Source organism: Burkholderia diffusa, assembly GCF_001718315.1.
GTDB lineage: Bacteria > Pseudomonadota > Gammaproteobacteria > Burkholderiales > Burkholderiaceae > Burkholderia > Burkholderia diffusa_B.
Window position 1 is genome coordinate 573469 of the sequence record NZ_CP013363.1, and the last position, 15805, is coordinate 589273.

The 15805-nt window shown below is 67.1% G+C and carries 18 protein-coding genes; 6 read left to right on the plus strand and 12 right to left on the minus strand.

Features of this window, described 5'->3' with window-relative positions; genetic code table 11:
* Positions 1 to 5: 5 nt before the first annotated feature.
* On the minus strand, positions 6 to 863 hold the full coding sequence (locus WI26_RS18035; RefSeq protein WP_069226717.1) for a LysR family transcriptional regulator: 858 nt from the start codon (positions 861 to 863) through the stop codon (positions 6 to 8).
* 110 nt (positions 864 to 973) lie between these two features.
* Here WI26_RS18035 and WI26_RS18040 point away from each other — a divergent pair, with 110 nt between their 5' ends.
* The 3 genes from WI26_RS18040 (at position 974) to WI26_RS18050 (ending at position 4032) form a co-directional block, all read left to right on the plus strand.
* Positions 974 to 1357, plus strand: coding sequence for a tautomerase family protein (locus tag WI26_RS18040; RefSeq protein ID WP_059466523.1), 384 nt, complete (start codon positions 974 to 976; stop codon positions 1355 to 1357).
* 140 nt (positions 1358 to 1497) lie between these two features.
* Entirely contained in the window at positions 1498 to 3138 is a 1641-nt protein-coding gene (locus WI26_RS18045; RefSeq protein ID WP_069226718.1) for a CHAD domain-containing protein, read from the plus strand.
* A 48-nt stretch (positions 3139 to 3186) separates the two neighbouring features.
* The gene (locus tag WI26_RS18050) at positions 3187 to 4032 is read left to right on the plus strand and encodes a TOBE domain-containing protein (protein WP_069226719.1); all 846 of its coding nucleotides are present in this window, start codon (positions 3187 to 3189) and stop codon (positions 4030 to 4032) included.
* A gap of 174 nt (positions 4033 to 4206) precedes the next feature.
* Here the strand turns inward: WI26_RS18050 and WI26_RS18055 are convergent, their stop codons facing one another.
* From WI26_RS18055 to WI26_RS18070, 4 genes are all read right to left on the minus strand, one after another.
* Positions 4207 to 4908: an ATP-binding cassette domain-containing protein gene (locus tag WI26_RS18055; protein WP_059466520.1), complete on the minus strand. Its 702-nt coding sequence runs from the start codon at positions 4906 to 4908 to the stop codon at positions 4207 to 4209.
* Positions 4909 to 5014: 106 nt separating this feature from the next.
* Positions 5015 to 5692 carry a molybdate ABC transporter permease subunit gene (modB, locus tag WI26_RS18060; protein ID WP_059595533.1) on the minus strand — a complete coding sequence of 226 codons (678 nt, stop codon included), beginning with the start codon at positions 5690 to 5692 and terminating at the stop codon, positions 5015 to 5017.
* A 10-nt stretch (positions 5693 to 5702) separates the two neighbouring features.
* Complete coding sequence (modA, locus tag WI26_RS18065; RefSeq protein WP_069226720.1) at positions 5703 to 6500, minus strand: molybdate ABC transporter substrate-binding protein; 798 nt, start codon at positions 6498 to 6500, stop codon at positions 5703 to 5705.
* 136 nt (positions 6501 to 6636) lie between these two features.
* Positions 6637 to 7335, minus strand: a complete 699-nt coding sequence (locus WI26_RS18070) for a phosphatase PAP2 family protein (RefSeq protein WP_059510083.1) — start codon at positions 7333 to 7335, stop codon at positions 6637 to 6639.
* Between the two features lie 248 nt (positions 7336 to 7583).
* On the opposite strand from WI26_RS18070, the gene WI26_RS18075 reads away from it, so the two are divergent.
* Both WI26_RS18075 and WI26_RS18080 read left to right on the plus strand, forming a co-directional pair.
* A complete protein-coding gene (locus WI26_RS18075; RefSeq protein WP_059466517.1) occupies positions 7584 to 8693 on the plus strand; it encodes a PHB depolymerase family esterase in 1110 nt (369 codons plus the stop codon).
* Between the two features lie 81 nt (positions 8694 to 8774).
* The gene (locus WI26_RS18080) at positions 8775 to 8951 is read left to right on the plus strand and encodes a DUF3563 family protein (RefSeq protein ID WP_006753395.1); all 177 of its coding nucleotides are present in this window, start codon (positions 8775 to 8777) and stop codon (positions 8949 to 8951) included.
* A 119-nt stretch (positions 8952 to 9070) separates the two neighbouring features.
* Here WI26_RS18080 and WI26_RS18085 read toward each other — a convergent pair whose 3' ends face one another.
* From WI26_RS18085 to WI26_RS18105, 5 genes are all read right to left on the minus strand, one after another.
* Positions 9071 to 9490, minus strand: coding sequence for an organic hydroperoxide resistance protein (locus WI26_RS18085; protein WP_059466516.1), 420 nt, complete (start codon positions 9488 to 9490; stop codon positions 9071 to 9073).
* A gap of 153 nt (positions 9491 to 9643) precedes the next feature.
* Positions 9644 to 10096, minus strand: a complete 453-nt coding sequence (locus WI26_RS18090) for a MarR family winged helix-turn-helix transcriptional regulator (RefSeq protein ID WP_059466515.1) — start codon at positions 10094 to 10096, stop codon at positions 9644 to 9646.
* 169 nt (positions 10097 to 10265) lie between these two features.
* A complete protein-coding gene (locus tag WI26_RS18095) occupies positions 10266 to 11075 on the minus strand; it encodes a BPSS1780 family membrane protein (RefSeq protein WP_059510084.1) in 810 nt (269 codons plus the stop codon).
* Entirely contained in the window at positions 11066 to 12064 is a 999-nt protein-coding gene (locus WI26_RS18100; RefSeq protein ID WP_069226721.1) for a homoserine kinase, read from the minus strand. Before WI26_RS18100 ends, WI26_RS18095 begins: the two co-directional genes overlap by 10 nt.
* A 105-nt stretch (positions 12065 to 12169) precedes the next feature.
* Positions 12170 to 12577, minus strand: coding sequence for a hypothetical protein (locus WI26_RS18105; protein WP_059466512.1), 408 nt, complete (start codon positions 12575 to 12577; stop codon positions 12170 to 12172).
* Positions 12578 to 12717: 140 nt separating this feature from the next.
* On the opposite strand from WI26_RS18105, the gene WI26_RS18110 reads away from it, so the two are divergent.
* Positions 12718 to 14244: an AMP nucleosidase gene (locus WI26_RS18110; RefSeq protein ID WP_069227772.1), complete on the plus strand. Its 1527-nt coding sequence runs from the start codon at positions 12718 to 12720 to the stop codon at positions 14242 to 14244.
* Positions 14245 to 14361: 117 nt separating this feature from the next.
* Here the strand turns inward: WI26_RS18110 and WI26_RS18115 are convergent, their stop codons facing one another.
* On the minus strand, positions 14362 to 14652 hold the full coding sequence (locus tag WI26_RS18115) for a hypothetical protein (protein WP_069226722.1): 291 nt from the start codon (positions 14650 to 14652) through the stop codon (positions 14362 to 14364).
* A gap of 394 nt (positions 14653 to 15046) precedes the next feature.
* Positions 15047 to 15805, minus strand: a complete 759-nt coding sequence (locus tag WI26_RS18120; RefSeq protein WP_059466510.1) for a TIGR00730 family Rossman fold protein — start codon at positions 15803 to 15805, stop codon at positions 15047 to 15049.

A 15805-nucleotide genomic window follows, 5' to 3' on the forward strand; every position in this document is an offset into this window, starting at 1 on the left:
CTAGTTTACGCCGAGATTGCAAGGCTGTCGGAAAACCTTCGAAGCGCGGCCGCCGCGCGGGCGTCGCGCACGCGCGAATACAGCACGACCTGCGAGTGGGGCAGCGGCGGCAAGCCGAATTTCGCGCCGACGTCGACGAGCGTGCGCGGCGCGACGCGCCGGGCCAGCGGACAGACCGCGAGCCCGGCCGCGGCGGCGGCCGTGACCGCTGCGACGCCGCCGCCCGTAAAGCGCTCGCGCCACGGCCGCCCGGCATGCTCGAGCGCGCGCAGCGCGGCGGCCCGCACGCCGCAGGGGCCGGCCAGCACCGCGAGCGGCAGCGGTTCGCCGGCGCGCGGCGCCCAGTCGGGCGCGGCGAGCCAGGCGAGCGGTTCGGTGAACAGGAGCGTGCCATCGTCGCGCGGCGGATCCTCGCCTGGTTCGTGCCGCACGATCGCCGCGTCGAGCCGCCTTTCGTCGTATTGCGCGAGCAGGCTCGCCGACATGCCCAGATGCATTTCCAGCGACAGCCCGGAATCCTGCCGGTGCAGGCTCGTCAGCACGGCCGGCAGGTCGGGCACCGCAACGTGCTCGCTAACGCCGAGCGACAGACGGTGCGTGCCGGCCGAAATCGCGCCGAGCGCCTGGTCGTGCGCGTCGAGCAACGCGCGGGCGGCCGGCAGGAAATTCTCGCCGTCGGCGGCCAGCTTGACGACGCGCGGCGTGCGCGCGAGCAGCGGCTTGCCGAGGTGTGCTTCGAGCCGCTTCAGCTTGAGACTGACGGCCGATTGCGTGGTGCCGAGTGCGTCGGCGGCGCGCGTGAAACTTGCGAGATCGGCGACCAGCACGAACGCGCGTACCGCATCGAGGTCGAGGACTTTCATTTCGAATGTAAATGAATGAAATATTTAATGACGACTGTTTATTATAGTTAGGCGCGGCTAACCTGACGTGGCGTTTCCAATTCTTCAACGTGACCGAAAGGAGCAGGACCATGCCGCTCACCCGTATCGCCATGCGCGAAGGCAAACCGGCCGCCTACCGTGCGGCGCTCGTCGACGGCGTGCATCGCGCGCTGATGCACACGTTCAACGTGCCCGAGGACGACATCTTCATGGTCGTGACCGAGCATTCAGCCGAGAACTTCGTGTTCGGCCGCCACTACCTCGACATCGAACGCAGCGACGATCTCGTGATGATCCAGATCACGGCGAACAACACGCGCACGCTCGAGCAGAAGCAGGCGCTGTACCGGACCATCGCCGAGAACCTCGCACGGCAGCCCGGCGTGCGGCCGCAGGACGTATTCATCAGTCTCGTCGAAGTGCTGAAGGAGGACTGGTCGTTCGGCAACGGCATCGCGCAATACGTCGTCTGATACGTTGTTTTGATGCGCGACAGGCGCGACAGGGCCAGATCGTCTCCCGCGCGTTTTTGCGGCGTGTACTATGGAAGCTGCTTCACGGGCGACGCCGGCGCGGTCGATGTGCCGGCGATTCTTCATGTGCAGGAGTCTCCATGGCGCGTGTGCTGGAAATCGTGTTGTGCCTGTCGCTGGAAGGTTGGCCGGTCAAGACGGGAAGCCGGGCCCGTGGCGAGCATCGCGACTTCGGTGCCGAACTCGTTCGTGCGTGGCGGATCTGTCCGCAGGTGCGGATGCGGCGCGGCCACGAGCGTGTGACGATCGAGCCGTGCCAGGTCGAGGAAGCCGAGCCGAATCCCGGCGAGTGCTGGTGGACATGGATCGAGTCGAACGCGCACGGGCGGCGGGTCGTCGCGTCGCGCACGAGGGCATTCGCGCCCGGCGTGGTGGAGCGCGAACTGTTCGATGCCGAACATGCGGACATCGCCGTGGCCACGCCCGCGTCTGTACCGGTCGCCGAGGCGGAAACGGCTCAGGCCACGGGCGAGGGCGACCGCGTGACCGCCGGTGCGCTCGACGTTGATGAAGCGGCGGTCGCCGCATCGTCCGCGCCGGCGCCGCTGCGGCTCGTCAGCGAGCGACGCCGCGGGCGCTGGGCGGACGACAGCGGCGTGGTGGTCGAGATGACGCTCGACGACATCACGCTGCACGGCGGCGCCGAGCCGCCGCGCCGCCACGTCGAGCTGCGGCTCGCGGCGCCCGACTGGGAAACCATCGCCGCACGCACAGCCGCGCTGCGCGCACTGTTCGCCGCCGCACGCGAACTCAGCGGCGCATGGCCCGCGTTCGTGCAGCTGACCAGCGTGATCGATCGCGCGTGCGCGGGCGAGCCTGCCGTTGCCGGGCCGGTCAAGGCGCAACTCGTCGACCTGACCGGCATCCGCACGCAGCGGGCTGCGCTGTTCGCGCTGTCGGGCGACATCGCCGCGCAATGGCTCGGCAACGAGGCCGGCGTGCTCGACCGCGACGATCCCGAATTCGTGCACCAGATGCGCGTCGCGCTGCGGCGGCTGCGTACGCTGATGCGCTTTTTCCCGCGTTTTGCGGACGATCAATGGCAGAACACGTTCGGCGTCGACTTGCGCTGGCTGGCGACCCTGCTCGGCACGGTGCGCGACTGGGACGTGTTCTCGACCGAGAGCCTGCCCGCGCTGATCGCGGCCGATGGCGGCAGTGCGGACTGGGACGGCACCCTCGACACCGCGCGCGTACAGGCGACGGCCGCGCGCGTCGAACTGCGTCAGGCGCTGCATTCGGCGCGCTATGCGCGCCTGACGCTCGGCTGGCTCGAGTGGCTGAGCGCGCTCGCGCTCCCGCCGACCGATGGCGACGACGATGCACCGCCGCTGCGGCGTCACGCAACCAAGCGCGTGCGGCGGCTGTTCGGTCACCTGTATGCATCGCCGTCGCTCACGTCGCTCGACACGGCTGCGCGGCATCAGGTGCGGATCGACGCGAAGCGGCTGCGCTACGCGCTCGAATTCTTCGCGTCGCTGGCCTCGCGCCGCACGCGCAACGAAACGGTCAAGACGCTCGCGCGCGTGCAGAGCGTGCTCGGCGAGGCGAACGACACGATCGTCGCGCTGCATCATCTCGAGCAACTGGCGGCGCCCGCTTACCAGCTCGGTTTCGTGCGCGGCTACGGTGCCGCGCTCGAGCAACGCGCGGCGAGGGACGCCGAGACGCTGCTCGCGAGCCTGCGCCCGCCAAAGCTGGATGGCAAGCCGCCGCGTTGAGCGGCGCGCGCTCACTATAATGGCCACCCGTTTTCTTCAGACAGACCGATGAGCGACGCGTCGCCTCCTTCCTCTTCCGCCGGACCGCTCGAACTGGGCGGCGAACTGTGGCTGCGTGCGGGCGAGCAGACGCTCGGCGGCGCCACCCGCATCGCGCTGCTCGCGGCGATCGGCGACACCGGGTCGATCACGCGCGCGGCGAAGGCCGTCGGCCTCAGCTACAAGGCCGCATGGGATGCGATCGATACGATGAACAACCTGGCCGGCGAGCCGCTCGTCACGCGCTCGACGGGTGGCAAGGGCGGTGGCGGCACGACGCTGACGCCGCGCGCGACGTCGCTGATTGCCGCGTTCCGCACGATCGAGCGCGAGCATCGCCGCTTCATCGACGCCGCGAGCGCTGCGGTGTCCGGTTTCGACGTCGACTGGGCCCTGATCGGCCGGATCGGGATGAAGACGAGCGCGCGCAATCAGTTGTTCGGCAAGGTCAAGTCGATCGTGCGCGGCACGGTGAACGACGAGGTGACGCTCGTGCTGCCCGGCGGCCAGGCGATCGTCGCGGTGCTGACGCACGAAAGCGCCGATGCGCTCGGCCTGCAGCCGGGCGCGGATGCGTGCGCGCTCGTGAAGGCGTCGTGGGTCGTGCTGGCCGTCGACGATGAAGGCGGAGCCGAGGCGTCTCTGAAGGTGTCCGCACGCAACCAGCTGCACGGGACCGTCGAAACCGTCGCGGCGGGCGCGGTGAACAGCGAGGTGACACTGGCGCTCGATGGCGGCGGGACGCTCACGGCCGTGGTGACGAACGACAGCGTCGGGGCGTTGCAACTCGACGCCGGCCGGCGTGCGATCGCGCTGTTCAAGGCATCGAGCGTGATTCTCGCGGTGACCGGCTGATCGCGCGCGGCGGCGGCGCGCGTCGTTTCCCGCGATGACCGTGGGTGGACGAGGCGAAACCGGCGCCGCCCAACGTACGGAAGGCGCCGGCTTCGATCCCGTTTTCAGCTTGTGCCGCCAGTGCGGCTTCTCTCAGGCTCGAACGTGGCTGCTTTGGCCACCGCCTCTGCGCGATCAGGTGACGCGCGTCGGCCACTCGGCGTGCGGCGTGGCAGCCTGCACGCGTCCTTCGCTCAATTGCACGACCTGGTCGCCGAACGCGGCGACGTCGTCGGGGTCATGCGTGATGAGCACCATCGGGATATCGAGCCGCGCCTGCAGTTCGGCGAGTTCGTGGCGCATGCGCTGGCGCATTGCACCGTCGAGCGCCGCGAACGGCTCGTCGAGGAGCAGGATGCGCGGTTGCGCGACCAGCGCGCGGGCAAGCGCGACGCGCTGCTTCTGCCCGCCCGACAACTGCGACGGAAATTGCCCGGCGAGCGTGTCAAGTTCGAACGCCTGCAGCCAGTACGCGACTTCGGGCGGCACGGCCTTCGCACGCGGATTGCGCAAGCCGGGTGTGAGCCCGAACGCGATGTTCTGGCGCACGTTCAGATGCGGAAACAGCGCATAGTCCTGGAACAGGTACGCGACGCGGCGCGCCCGCGTCGGCACGTCGATGCCGCGCGCGGAGTCGAACAGCGGTTCGCCGTTCAGCGCGATCGTGCCGTGGTCGGGCGACAGCAGGCCGGCGATCGCCTGTAGCGTCATGCTCTTGCCCGCGCCGGACGGCCCGAACAGCACGACGCGCTGCGTATTGGCCGTGAACGACACGTCGAGCGTGAAGCGGCGCTCCGCGTTCACGTAGGTCTTTCGGATGTCGACGGCAACGCTCATGCGGGCCTCCGTCGTGTCGGTCGGTGCGTGCGGGAAGCCGCTCGCGCGACCTGAACGTGTTTTGCCTCGACCCGCGAAGTGCGGCCGTACGGATGCGGCAGGCGCGTCATGTCGGCTGGCTCCGCCCGGCGCGCGACGGCACGAGCCAGCCGGTCGCGAGCAGCACGAGCACGCAGGTGATCGACGTCACCAGCACGAGGAAATTGGCCGTGCTGTCGTCGCCGGCCTGCACCGCCGCATAGATCGCGACCGACAGTGTCTGCGTGCGGCCGGGCAGGTTGCCGGCGATCATCAGCGTCGCGCCGAATTCTCCGAGCGCGCGCGCGAACGCGAGCAGCGCGCCGGCCAGGATGCCGCGCGTGGCGAGCGGCAGCGTCACGCGGAAGAACACCGCGGCTTCGCCGAGCCCGAGCGTGCGTGCCGCGCGCTCGAGATGCGGATCGACGCTTTCGAACGCCGTGCGCGCCGATTTCAGGATCAGCGGGAACGCGACGACCATCGATGCGATCACCGCGCCTTGCCACGTGAAGACGAGCTCGATGCCGAGCGTGTCGAGCCATGCGCCGAACACGCCGCGTCGGCCGAGCAGCACGAGCAGGTAATAGCCGAGCACCGTCGGCGGCAGCACCAGCGGCAGCGTCAGCAGCGAATCGACCACGTCGCGCAGCGGCGAGCGCCAACGCGCGAGCATGAAGGCGGCGGCGACGCCGAGCACGATGTCGAGCGCGGTCGCCCAGCCGGCGACCTTCAGCGACAACAGCAGCGGTACCCACGCGTCGTGTATCATGCCGCGCTCACTTGCCCGCGGGCTTGAAGCCGAACGTCGCCAGCACGGCCTGGCCTTGCGGCGACGCGACGAAATCGATGAACGACTGCGCCTGTGCGGCATGGCGGCTGTCCTTGACCACCGCGATCGGATAGGTGATGGCCGTCTGCGTCGGCACGGTCAGAGCCACCTTCACGCGGCCCGGCATGATCGCCGCGTCGGTGCCGAACACGAAGCCCGCGTCGACTTCGCCGCGCGCGACGTAATCGAGGCTCTGGCGCACGTTGGCGGCCAGCACGCCCTTCGCGCTGACGGCGTCCCACACGCCTGCCGCGCGCAGCGCGCCTTCCGTGTAGCGGCCGACCGGCACCGACGCCGGGTCACCGTACGCGATGCGCTTCACGCCGGGCGCCGTCAGGTCGTTCAGCGACGTCGGCGCGGCCGCGTGGTTGTCGGCCGGCACGATCAGCACGAGCGAGTTCGCCGCGAAATCGCGGCGCGTGCCCGGCACGATGACTTTTTCGCTGATCGCGCGATCCATCGCCTTCTGGTCGGCCGATGCGAATACGTCGGCCGGCGCGCCCTTGGCTATCTGCTGCATCAGCACGTCCGACGCGCCGAAGTTGAACAGCACCTTGGTGTCCGGATGCTGCTTCTGATAAGCATCGCCGACGGCCTTGAACGCATTCGTCAGGCTTGCGGCCGCCGATACGACCAGTTCGTCGGCAGCGGATGCCGGCGTGCTGAACGCGATGCCCGTGGCAAGCGCGGCGAGCGGCAGCAGGCGGAGCAAGGTGCGGCGAAGCGGGCGGACGATTGAGCGCATGGTCTTGTCGTTCGAATGGTTGGAAATCGTAATCGTAATATAGGGCGGGTTATAACGCTCGACATACCGTTCATGCGACGGCGCGCATGAAATCTTCAGACCTGAAAGACGGCGTGAATGACGCGGGCGCGTCCCGTCACGCGTGCAGCAACGGCTGCGACGACCCGGTGCGGTGCAGCGACGACGGCTGTGATGCCGGCCGGTAGTTGGGATTGGCTTTCCAGCGGGCACGGACGAACGGCCGTTCGTGCCCGGACAGTTCAAGCGCGACCCGGGTGACCCAGCGGTGCGACGGCACCGTGATGCCGTGCAGCGCGACGGTGACGAGCGCGAGGCTTGCGACGACCGCCGGCACCGACCAGCGGTGCGGCACTGCGTGCCAGGAGCCGGCGATGAATGCCAGCGCGGCGATCGCGCCGACGATGCAGCCGGTGATCGACTCGGACGGCGAATGTGCGTCGAGCGCGACGCGCGACACGCCGACCGCGACGCCGGCCGCGAGCCCGAGCGCGATGCCGGCGATCCGCATCGGCGTGCGCGTGCGGATCAGCGCGAGGAAGATCGCGACGGGGTAGACCGATGTCGACAGCATCGCGTGGCCGCTGAATCCCGTGAAGTCCCATGCGCGGATGCCCACGCCCCAGCCGAGGAATGCGATCTTCGTGAGCGCGACGACCCCGATCGCGGCGGCGAGCACACCGAGCCACGCGGCCGCGCGCTGCCACGAATAGCCGAGTGCGAGCCACACGGCGATCGTGATCGCGAGCGGCAAGGTCAGGCCGGCGCCACCGAACGCGGTGATCGTGATCCACAGGTGAGAGGGCAGGTCGAACATCGGAAGGGGAACGGGCAGAGGCGGGACGAATGCTTAAATCAACGCGCGAGCCGGGAAGAACGACTACAACGGATACAAGCGACCAAGCCCCAGTATAGCGCCGCGTGTGCTCGAGGCCCCTTTTTCGCGCCGCGGGGAACTATCCGCGTGCAGGAAAAATCCCAGAAACAATGTTATGGTGCATTGCACAAAGTCGAACGATGCGCCGAGTGTTGTATCCCTATTTTTCCTGACTGCGAGCCCGATCGATGACCAAAAGTCTGACGAAGGTATGGCTGGGCGGCATGAAACGTATGCTGTCTCCGGTCGCCAAACGGGCGGCGCGCGATGCACAGCGTATCGCGCGCGATACGCTCGAGGCCGCGGCGTCGCCCGCCGCAACCGATCTGTCTCCGCCGCGTGAGTCGCGCGTGCGGCCGCGCGCGGCTGCATGGGCGGCCGGCGAGTGGACGCGCGGCGAGCATCCGATGGCGCCCGCGCTTGGCCGTCTGGTCCAGCAGCTCGCCTACGGGCTGTACGTTCCGCCTGGTCGCCGGCGCGGTGCGATACCGCTCGTCGTGATGCTGCATGGCTGCCAGCAATCGGCCGACGAGTTCGCGCAGGGCACCCGGATGAACCTGTTGGCCGACAAGTACGGCTTCGCAGTGCTGTATCCGGAACAGTCGTCGCGCGCCCACGCGCACGGCTGCTGGCACTGGTATGAAGACACCGACCGCGCGGGCCGTGGCGAGGCGGATGCGGTCGCGTCGCTCGTCGATGCGCTCGTCGACGAGCACGGCTTCGATGCATCGCGCGTCTACGTCGCCGGGTTGTCCGCCGGCGCGGGCCTGGCGGCACTGCTCGCGCTGCACCATCCGGACCGCTTTGCGGCGGTGGCGCTGCACTCGGGCCCCGCGCTTGGCGAGGCGAATTCCGGGATCAGCGCGATGGACGTGATGCGACGAGGCCTGCGGCAGAATCCGGCCGCGGTGGTCGATACGCTGGTCGATGCGGCGGCGTATCCGGGCATGCCAGTACTGATCGTGCAGGGTGACCGGGACCATGTCGTCGCACCGAAGAACGCGGACCAGCTGACGGTGCAGTTCATGCGCCTGAACGGGCTCGCGGACAGCCGTGGCGCACTGCGCGGCGGCGAGCGTGTGGAAACGCGTGTGGCAGGTGCGCAGGTCACCGATGTGCGCCGCGACGGCGAATCGATTGTGCGGCTCTGTCATGTGAAAGGGCTCGATCACGCATGGGCGGGCGGCGACGAAGCGGTGCCGTTTCATGCGGCGGTCGGCCCCGATGCGAGCGCGATGATCTGGTCTTTTTTCGAAGAGAATCGCCGCACTGTGGCGACCGAACGACGCACCGTCTGATCGATGCTGGCCAAAGACTAGGGTTTTCCCTATAATTCGGGAAAACCCTAGTCAAAGAACCTTTGGATTGCGAGATCGAACATGTACCTGCTGAGCCACCTCTTCCTGATGCTGACCAAGAACGCTGAAAAGGCCGCGAAAGAGCGCGCCGACGCGTACCTGTCCGAAGCAACCGACATCTACGATCTCGAATTCCGCATGCGCAAGATCGATCGCGAAGCGGCGATGAACCGTCCGTTCTCGTTCGGCTCGCGTTAAGCGGCGCAGCGCGGGCCGGCTCGCCAGTCGGTCCGGCGAATCACGCAAGAGGGCGTGTGCGGCAAGCAGCCGCACACGCCCTTTTTGCATTCGGCGTCGCGCGTCGTGCGTGTGTCGCGTCAGACGACCGTCAGGCGCACCGGCACGTTGTTGCGGGTCGCGTTCGAGTACGGGCATACGTGGTGAGCCTTGTCGACCAGCGCTTGCGCATCTTCCTTGGCGAGCCCCGGCAGCGACACGCGCAGTTCGATGTCGAGCCCGAAGCCGCCAGCGTCGTTCGGGCCGATGCCCACTTCAGCGGTGACTTGCGTGTCGGCCGGCAGAGTCTGCTTGTTCTGGCCGGCGACGAACTTCATCGCGCTCAGGAAACAGGCCGAGTAACCTGCGGCAAACAGCTGCTCCGGGTTCGTGCCTTCCGCGCCCGTGCCGCCGAGCTCGCGCGGCGCGGCCAGCTTCACTTCCAGCTTGTTGTCGGCGGATACCGCACGGCCGTCGCGGCCGCCCGTGCTCGTGGCGCTGGTCTTGTACAGAATGTTCATGGTGCAGCTCCTGTCGGAAGAATGGTAGGAAGCGGTCCGGTCGGACGGGTGTCGCCGGCCACGAACGAAATATAGAACACAAATGATTTGTGTGCAAATGAATTTTGAAGAAAAAGTCCGGCGTTACCGGGCTCGTTCGCGATCGGCGGGCGGTCAGCCTTCGTTGGCGGCCGACAGCGCGTTGCGCAATTGCTGGAGATCCGCGCGCAGCCTGACGAGAAATTCGGGCGTTTGCTGCATCGCGCAAAAGAGATCGGCGGGCACCGAGCGTGCCTTGAGCTTCAGCGCACGGCCCTCCGCAGTCACACGCACGTTCACGACGCGCTCGTCGGTTGCACTGCGCACGCGTTCGACGTAGCCAAGCGCCTCGAGCCGCTTCAGCAGCGGTGTGACGGTGGCCGGGTCGAGGTCGAGGCGGGCGGCGATGTCCTTCACCGCGATGTCGTCGCGCTCCCACAGCACGAGCATTGCCAGATATTGGGGATAGGTCAGCGAGAGCTTGTCCAGCAGCGGCTTGTACGTCTTCGTCATCGCATGCGATGTCGAATAGAGCGCGAAGCACAGTTGCTCGTCGAGCGTTTGGGGAAGCGGGGGCAGGCGGTCCATGATTCGGGTGGCGCGGCGGACGCGCTAACGATTTGCATGCAAATTATTTTGCGCGCAACGGATTCGATTGAACAGGGGGCGGCAAAGATCCGGCCGCCAGATTGGCCGGGGGAGGCAAGCTGGGCGGGCCGGCGGTCTGCGCCGGCCCGAGTCTGTGGCAATGGCCCGCTCAGCGGCCCGATGCCGGCGTCGCTGCCCCGGGTTCCTGCACGCCGAAGCAGCCGCGATAGGTCGCGTAGAACGAGCAGTACATCATCGTGACGATGATGATCGTCACCGGCATCATGATCGTCAGCACATAAGCGCCGGCGCCGAGCGCCTGCAGCAGCAGCGACAGCCCGAACGACGTGCCGAGCGCGACACCGAACCACAGCAGGCCGTACACGACGAATGCGCCGCGATTGCGCCAGCAGCTGACGATGCTGAAGAACAGCGCCTTGGCGGGCGGGATGTCGTGCCACGCGGTGAGCACCGGCGCAAACCAGAACAGCATCGCGACCGGCGCGTAGAGCAGCGTCGCCAGCAGCAGCGCGCCGAGCGTGCCTTGCGCGGCAAGCGCTTCCGGCGTCGGACTCGTTTCGTTCGTCGCACCCAGCATCATCGTGAGCAGCCCACCGCCGTCCACGATGGACGACGCGGCGAACACCAGCACCATCAACGCGACATAGACCACGCCGAGCACGAGCAGCCGCTGCGTCGTCACGGAGCCGTACGAGCGGAAGCCGTCGATGAGGATCGTCGGCATCACCGGCTTGCCGGCCACCGTGTCGCGGCACGCGGCCATGAAGCCGACGGCGATGCCGGGGATGAACAGCAGCGGCAGCGCCGCGCCGATCACCGGCACCATCGATACCAGCGTGATCGCCAGCAGGTAAGTGAAAAACAGCGTGATGAACGCGAGCGGGTTCCGGCGGAACAGCCAGATGCCTTGTCGGAACCAGACATAGCCCGCTTTCGCGGGCACTTCGATCAGTTGCATGCGGTATGGGTCTCGGGAAGCGCGGGCGTGTGGGCGATACGCTCACGCAGGATGCGTTCGAAATGACCGGGGTCGTGCGGTTTGAGCATCTCGGCCGCGCGCGGCAGGTAGAAGTCGTACAGGCGCGACACCCAGAAGCGGTAAGCGCCCGCGCGCAGCATGTCGCTCCAGCGGCGGCGCTCCTCGACGGTGAACGGCCGGACCGTCTGGTACGCGCGCAGCAGCGCGTCCGCGCGCGCGACGTCGAGCACGCCCGTCGCGAGATCGACGCACCAGTCGTTGACGGTCACCGCGACGTCGAACAGCCATTTGTCGCAGCCCGCGAAATAGAAATCGAAGAAGCCGCCGAGCCGGACGTCATGACCGGTGCCGGGCGCCGCGTGTGCGAACAACACGTTGTCGCGGAACAGGTCGCAGTGGCACGGGCCGCTCGGCAGCGCCGCGTAGTCGTCCGACGAGAAGAACGCGGCCTGGTGCGCGAGTTCGCTCTCGAGCAGCGTGCGCTGCGCGTTGGAAATGAACGGGACGATCGCCAGCACGTTTTCCTGCCACCACGGCAGGCTGCGCAGGTTGGGCTGGTGGCGCGCATAATCGCGCCCCGCGAGGTGCAGGCGCGCGAGCATCTGCCCCACTTCGATGCAGTGTTCGACCCCCGGTGCGAGTTCGGCGGCGCCGTCGAGCTTCGTGACGATCGCCGCCGGCTTGCCGTGGAGTTCGCCGAACAGCGCGCCGTCGTCGCGCGGCACCGGATCCGGTACCGGCACGCCGTGGCTTGCCAGATGGCGCATCAGATCCAGGTAGAACGGCAGCTGTTGCGCCGTCAGCTTTTCAAAGATCGTCAGCACGTATTCGCCGCGCGTCGTCGTCAGGAAGAAGTTGCTGTTTTCGATGCCGGACGGAATGCCGCGGAACGCCAGCACGTCGCCCAGTTCGTAGTGGCGCATCCATTGCGCGAGATCGGAGTCGGAAACAGCGGTGAAAACGGCCATGCGAGATGCGTCTGGTCAGTTGTCCGCGCGCGCGGCGGGCGGCGCGACAGGAGGTGAAGGGAAAGCCGGCGCGCCGCGTCGGAATCGGCGCGGCGCGGCAGGAAATCAGTAGCGCAGGTTCACCGACGGCAGGCGCGTGATCGGAACGCCCGCGTCATGCGGCTTCGGCGACGTGTCGAGCGTCGAGCTCATCTGGTAGCGGGTGCCGAAGTTCGACTTCACGTCGATCTCGACCGGCTTGCCGCGATCGCGGTACTCGGTGACCTCGGTGCCGTTCTTGCTCTTTTCATGGAAGCTCGGCGTGCGGCGAATGTCGGCGAAGTCGACTTTCGACGTGACTTCGGCGCCCGGGCGGTTGATCTTGCGGAGATCTGGCAGGCCGGCGGCTTCGTTGGCCTCGGCGCGGGCCTGCGCGTCGGCGTCGGGCGTACCGCCGGCGGCGTAGGCGGCGCCGGCAGCGGCAAACGTGCCAGCAAGCACGGCGGCAGCGGCGACGAGAATGAGCGGCTTCATGATGAGTCTCCAGTGAACCTTCGGATTTTAGCAAATACTGCGCGCGGCCCGGCCCTCGCGTGCAAGCGGCGTGCAAGCGGGCGGCCATGAGCATGACCGGGTTCCGTGGTAATGTCGTTCGATCAGACGAGGTGATGAAAATGAAGAACGATTTGAGCCGCCGGCATCGGATGCTGACGCCCGAGAGCCCGCCCGTCGAAGCATTCGACGATTCCGTTGCCGCCGTCGCGCGGCTGTCGGCCATCTATGACACCAATACGGGCTTCCTGCGCGACGCCTTCGCGCGTTATCGCCGCCATGAACCGATCACCGAGCACGTACGCGCGTGCTATCCGTTCGTGCGGATTCGCACCGATGTCAACACGCACGTCGATTCACGCCGTTCGTACGGGTTCGTCGCGGGCCCCGGCGTGTTCGAGACGACCGTCACGCGCCCCGACCTGTTCGCGAACTACTATCGCGAGCAACTGCGCCTGCTGTCGAAGAACCACCATGTGAAGATCGAGATCGGCGTGTCGTCACAGCCGATTCCGGTGCATTTCGCGTTTCCCGAAGGTATCCATCTCGAAGGCGAACTCGACCGCGACCGACTGCTCGCGATGCGCGACATCTTCGACACCCCCGACCTGTCGTACCTCGACGACCGCATCGTGAACGGCACGTTCGAACCGGCACCCGGCGAGCCGCATCCGCTCGCGCTGTTCACCGCCGCGCGCGTCGACTTCTCGCTGCACCGGCTGCGTCACTACACGGCGACGTCGCCCACGCACTTCCAGAATTACGTGCTCTACACGAACTACCAGTTCTATATCGACGAATTCGTGAAGCTCGGCCGCACGCTGATGACGGAAAGCACCGATCCCGATGTGCGCGCGTACCGCAGCCAGTACAGTTCGTTCGTCGAGCCGGGCGACGTCATCACGTACAACGCGAACCTCGGCAGCGAGCCGGCCGAAGGCGCCGCGCCGCCGCGGCTGCCGCAGATGCCCGCGTATCACCTGAAGCGCGCGGACGGCAGCGGGATCACGATGGTCAACATCGGTGTCGGTCCGTCGAATGCGAAGACCATCACCGATCACATCGCGGTGCTGCGTCCGCATGCTTGGGTGATGCTCGGTCACTGCGCGGGGCTGCGCAACACGCAGCGTCTCGGCGACTATGTGCTCGCGCACGGTTACGTGCGCGAGGATCACGTGCTGGATGCGGATCTGCCGCTGTGGGTGCCGATCCCGGCGCTCGCCGAAGTGCAGCTCGCGCTCGAGCGCGGCGTGGCCGAAGTGACGCAGCTCGACGGCGCCGAACTGAAACGCGTGATGCGCACAGGCACGGTCGCGAGCGTCGACAACCGCAACTGGGAACTGCGCGATCACCGCGAGCCCGTGCAGCGGTTGTCGCAGAGCCGCGCAATCGCGCTCGACATGGAAAGTGCGACCATCGCCGCGAACGGGTTCCGTTTCCGCGTGCCGTACGGCACGCTGCTGTGCGTATCGGACAAGCCGCTGCATGGCGAGCTGAAGCTGCCGGGCATGGCCGACACGTTCTATCGCGGGCAGGTCGACCAGCATCTGCAGATCGGCGTGAAGGCGATGGAGATTCTGCGCACGAACGGGCTCGACAAGCTGCATAGTCGGAAACTGCGGAGTTTTGCGGAAGTGGCGTTTCAGTGATGTGAACGCCGCGCGAGCCGCGGGCGTAACGACAAAGGCCGCACGCGAACTTTCGTTCTCGTGCGGCCTTGTTCTTTGTCTTGCAGTACGTGGGCCGTCGACCCCACACCCGGATGCTCAGCACTCGCCCTTCTTCGCGTGTCCCGGCGGGCAATGGAAGTCGCCGTGACCGCGATGGCGCTGATGATCTTCCCACTCGCGGCGCTCCCAGTAACGGCGGCCGTCCCAGTAACGATCGCCGTGCCAGCCGACCACGACCGCGGGCGCCGGTGCGACCACGACAGGCGCGGGCGCGACGACGACCGGTGCGGGCGTGCCGATGTTGACGTCGACGTTGACGGCTTGGGCGAGGCCGGACAGCGAAAGACCGAGGCCGGCGAAGGCGAGGGCAATCAGCGAGCGTTTCATGTTGTTTTCCGTGATGTCTTTGTCAAAAGGGCCGGCGCGACGCGATGGACGCGAGGGGGGATCGTTCCACCGGGGGGACGCCACGCCGACGAGATGCAGTGTGCAGGCGCGGCGCGGAAAAGGCGAGACGGGTTTGTTACGGCGGATTGACGTCGGGCACGCCGGCCGGATCGGTCGCGCGCTGCATGATTTGACAATGGCGGGCCGAGCATGGGAAGCGTCGCCTGCATTGCGCGATGCAGGCTGCCCGGATTTGACATTCGGGCGGCGCGCGGCTGCGCGGCGGGATTAATACGGCGTTACAAAATGACGCGCGGCAGGTGGCGGAATTGCCGTGCCTGCCGCGCGGGAGACGGGATGCCGGCCATGAGGCGCGGTCATCACACCGATCGAATTACAGATAGAACATGCGGTCTTCTTCGGGCCGCGGCGGATGGTCTTCGCCGTCCGCGCCTTCCTCTTCGCCGCTGTCCTCGTAGAATGCGAGCACGGCGTCGAGCACCTGGTCGGGATCGTCGATCACCTGCATCAGGTCCATGTCTTCCGGATTGATGAGGCCCATCGGAATCAACTGGTCGCGGAACCATTGGAGCAGCCCCTGCCAGAACGTGCTACCCACGAGAATGATCGGCACGAGGCGCGACTTCTTCGTCTGGATCAGCGTGAGCACTTCGGACAGTTCGTCGAGCGTGCCGAAGCCGCCCGGCATCACGATCACCGCGTCGGAGTTCTTCACGAACGTGACCTTGCGCGTGAAGAAGTGGCGGAAGCGCAGCGAGATGTCCTGATAGTGGTTGCCCGCCTGCTCGTGCGGCAACTCGATGTTCAGGCCGACCGACGGCGCCTTGCCGGCGTGCGCACCCTTGTTCGCGGCCTCCATGATGCCGGGACCGCCGCCGGAAATCACCGCGAAGCCGGCGTCGGACAGCTTGCGCGCGATCTGCACGGCCAGCTTGTACGGCGGCGTGTCGGGCTTCAGACGGGCAGAACCGTAGATGCTGACGGCCGGGCGGATCTCCGACAGGTACTCGGTCGCCTCGATAAACTCTGCCATAATCGTGAACATCTGCCACGATGCGCGCGCCTTCTTGGCCGTCGCGCGTTCTTGATCTGCGAGCGAACGCAGACTCGGAATCACTTTTCTCTTGTTCAT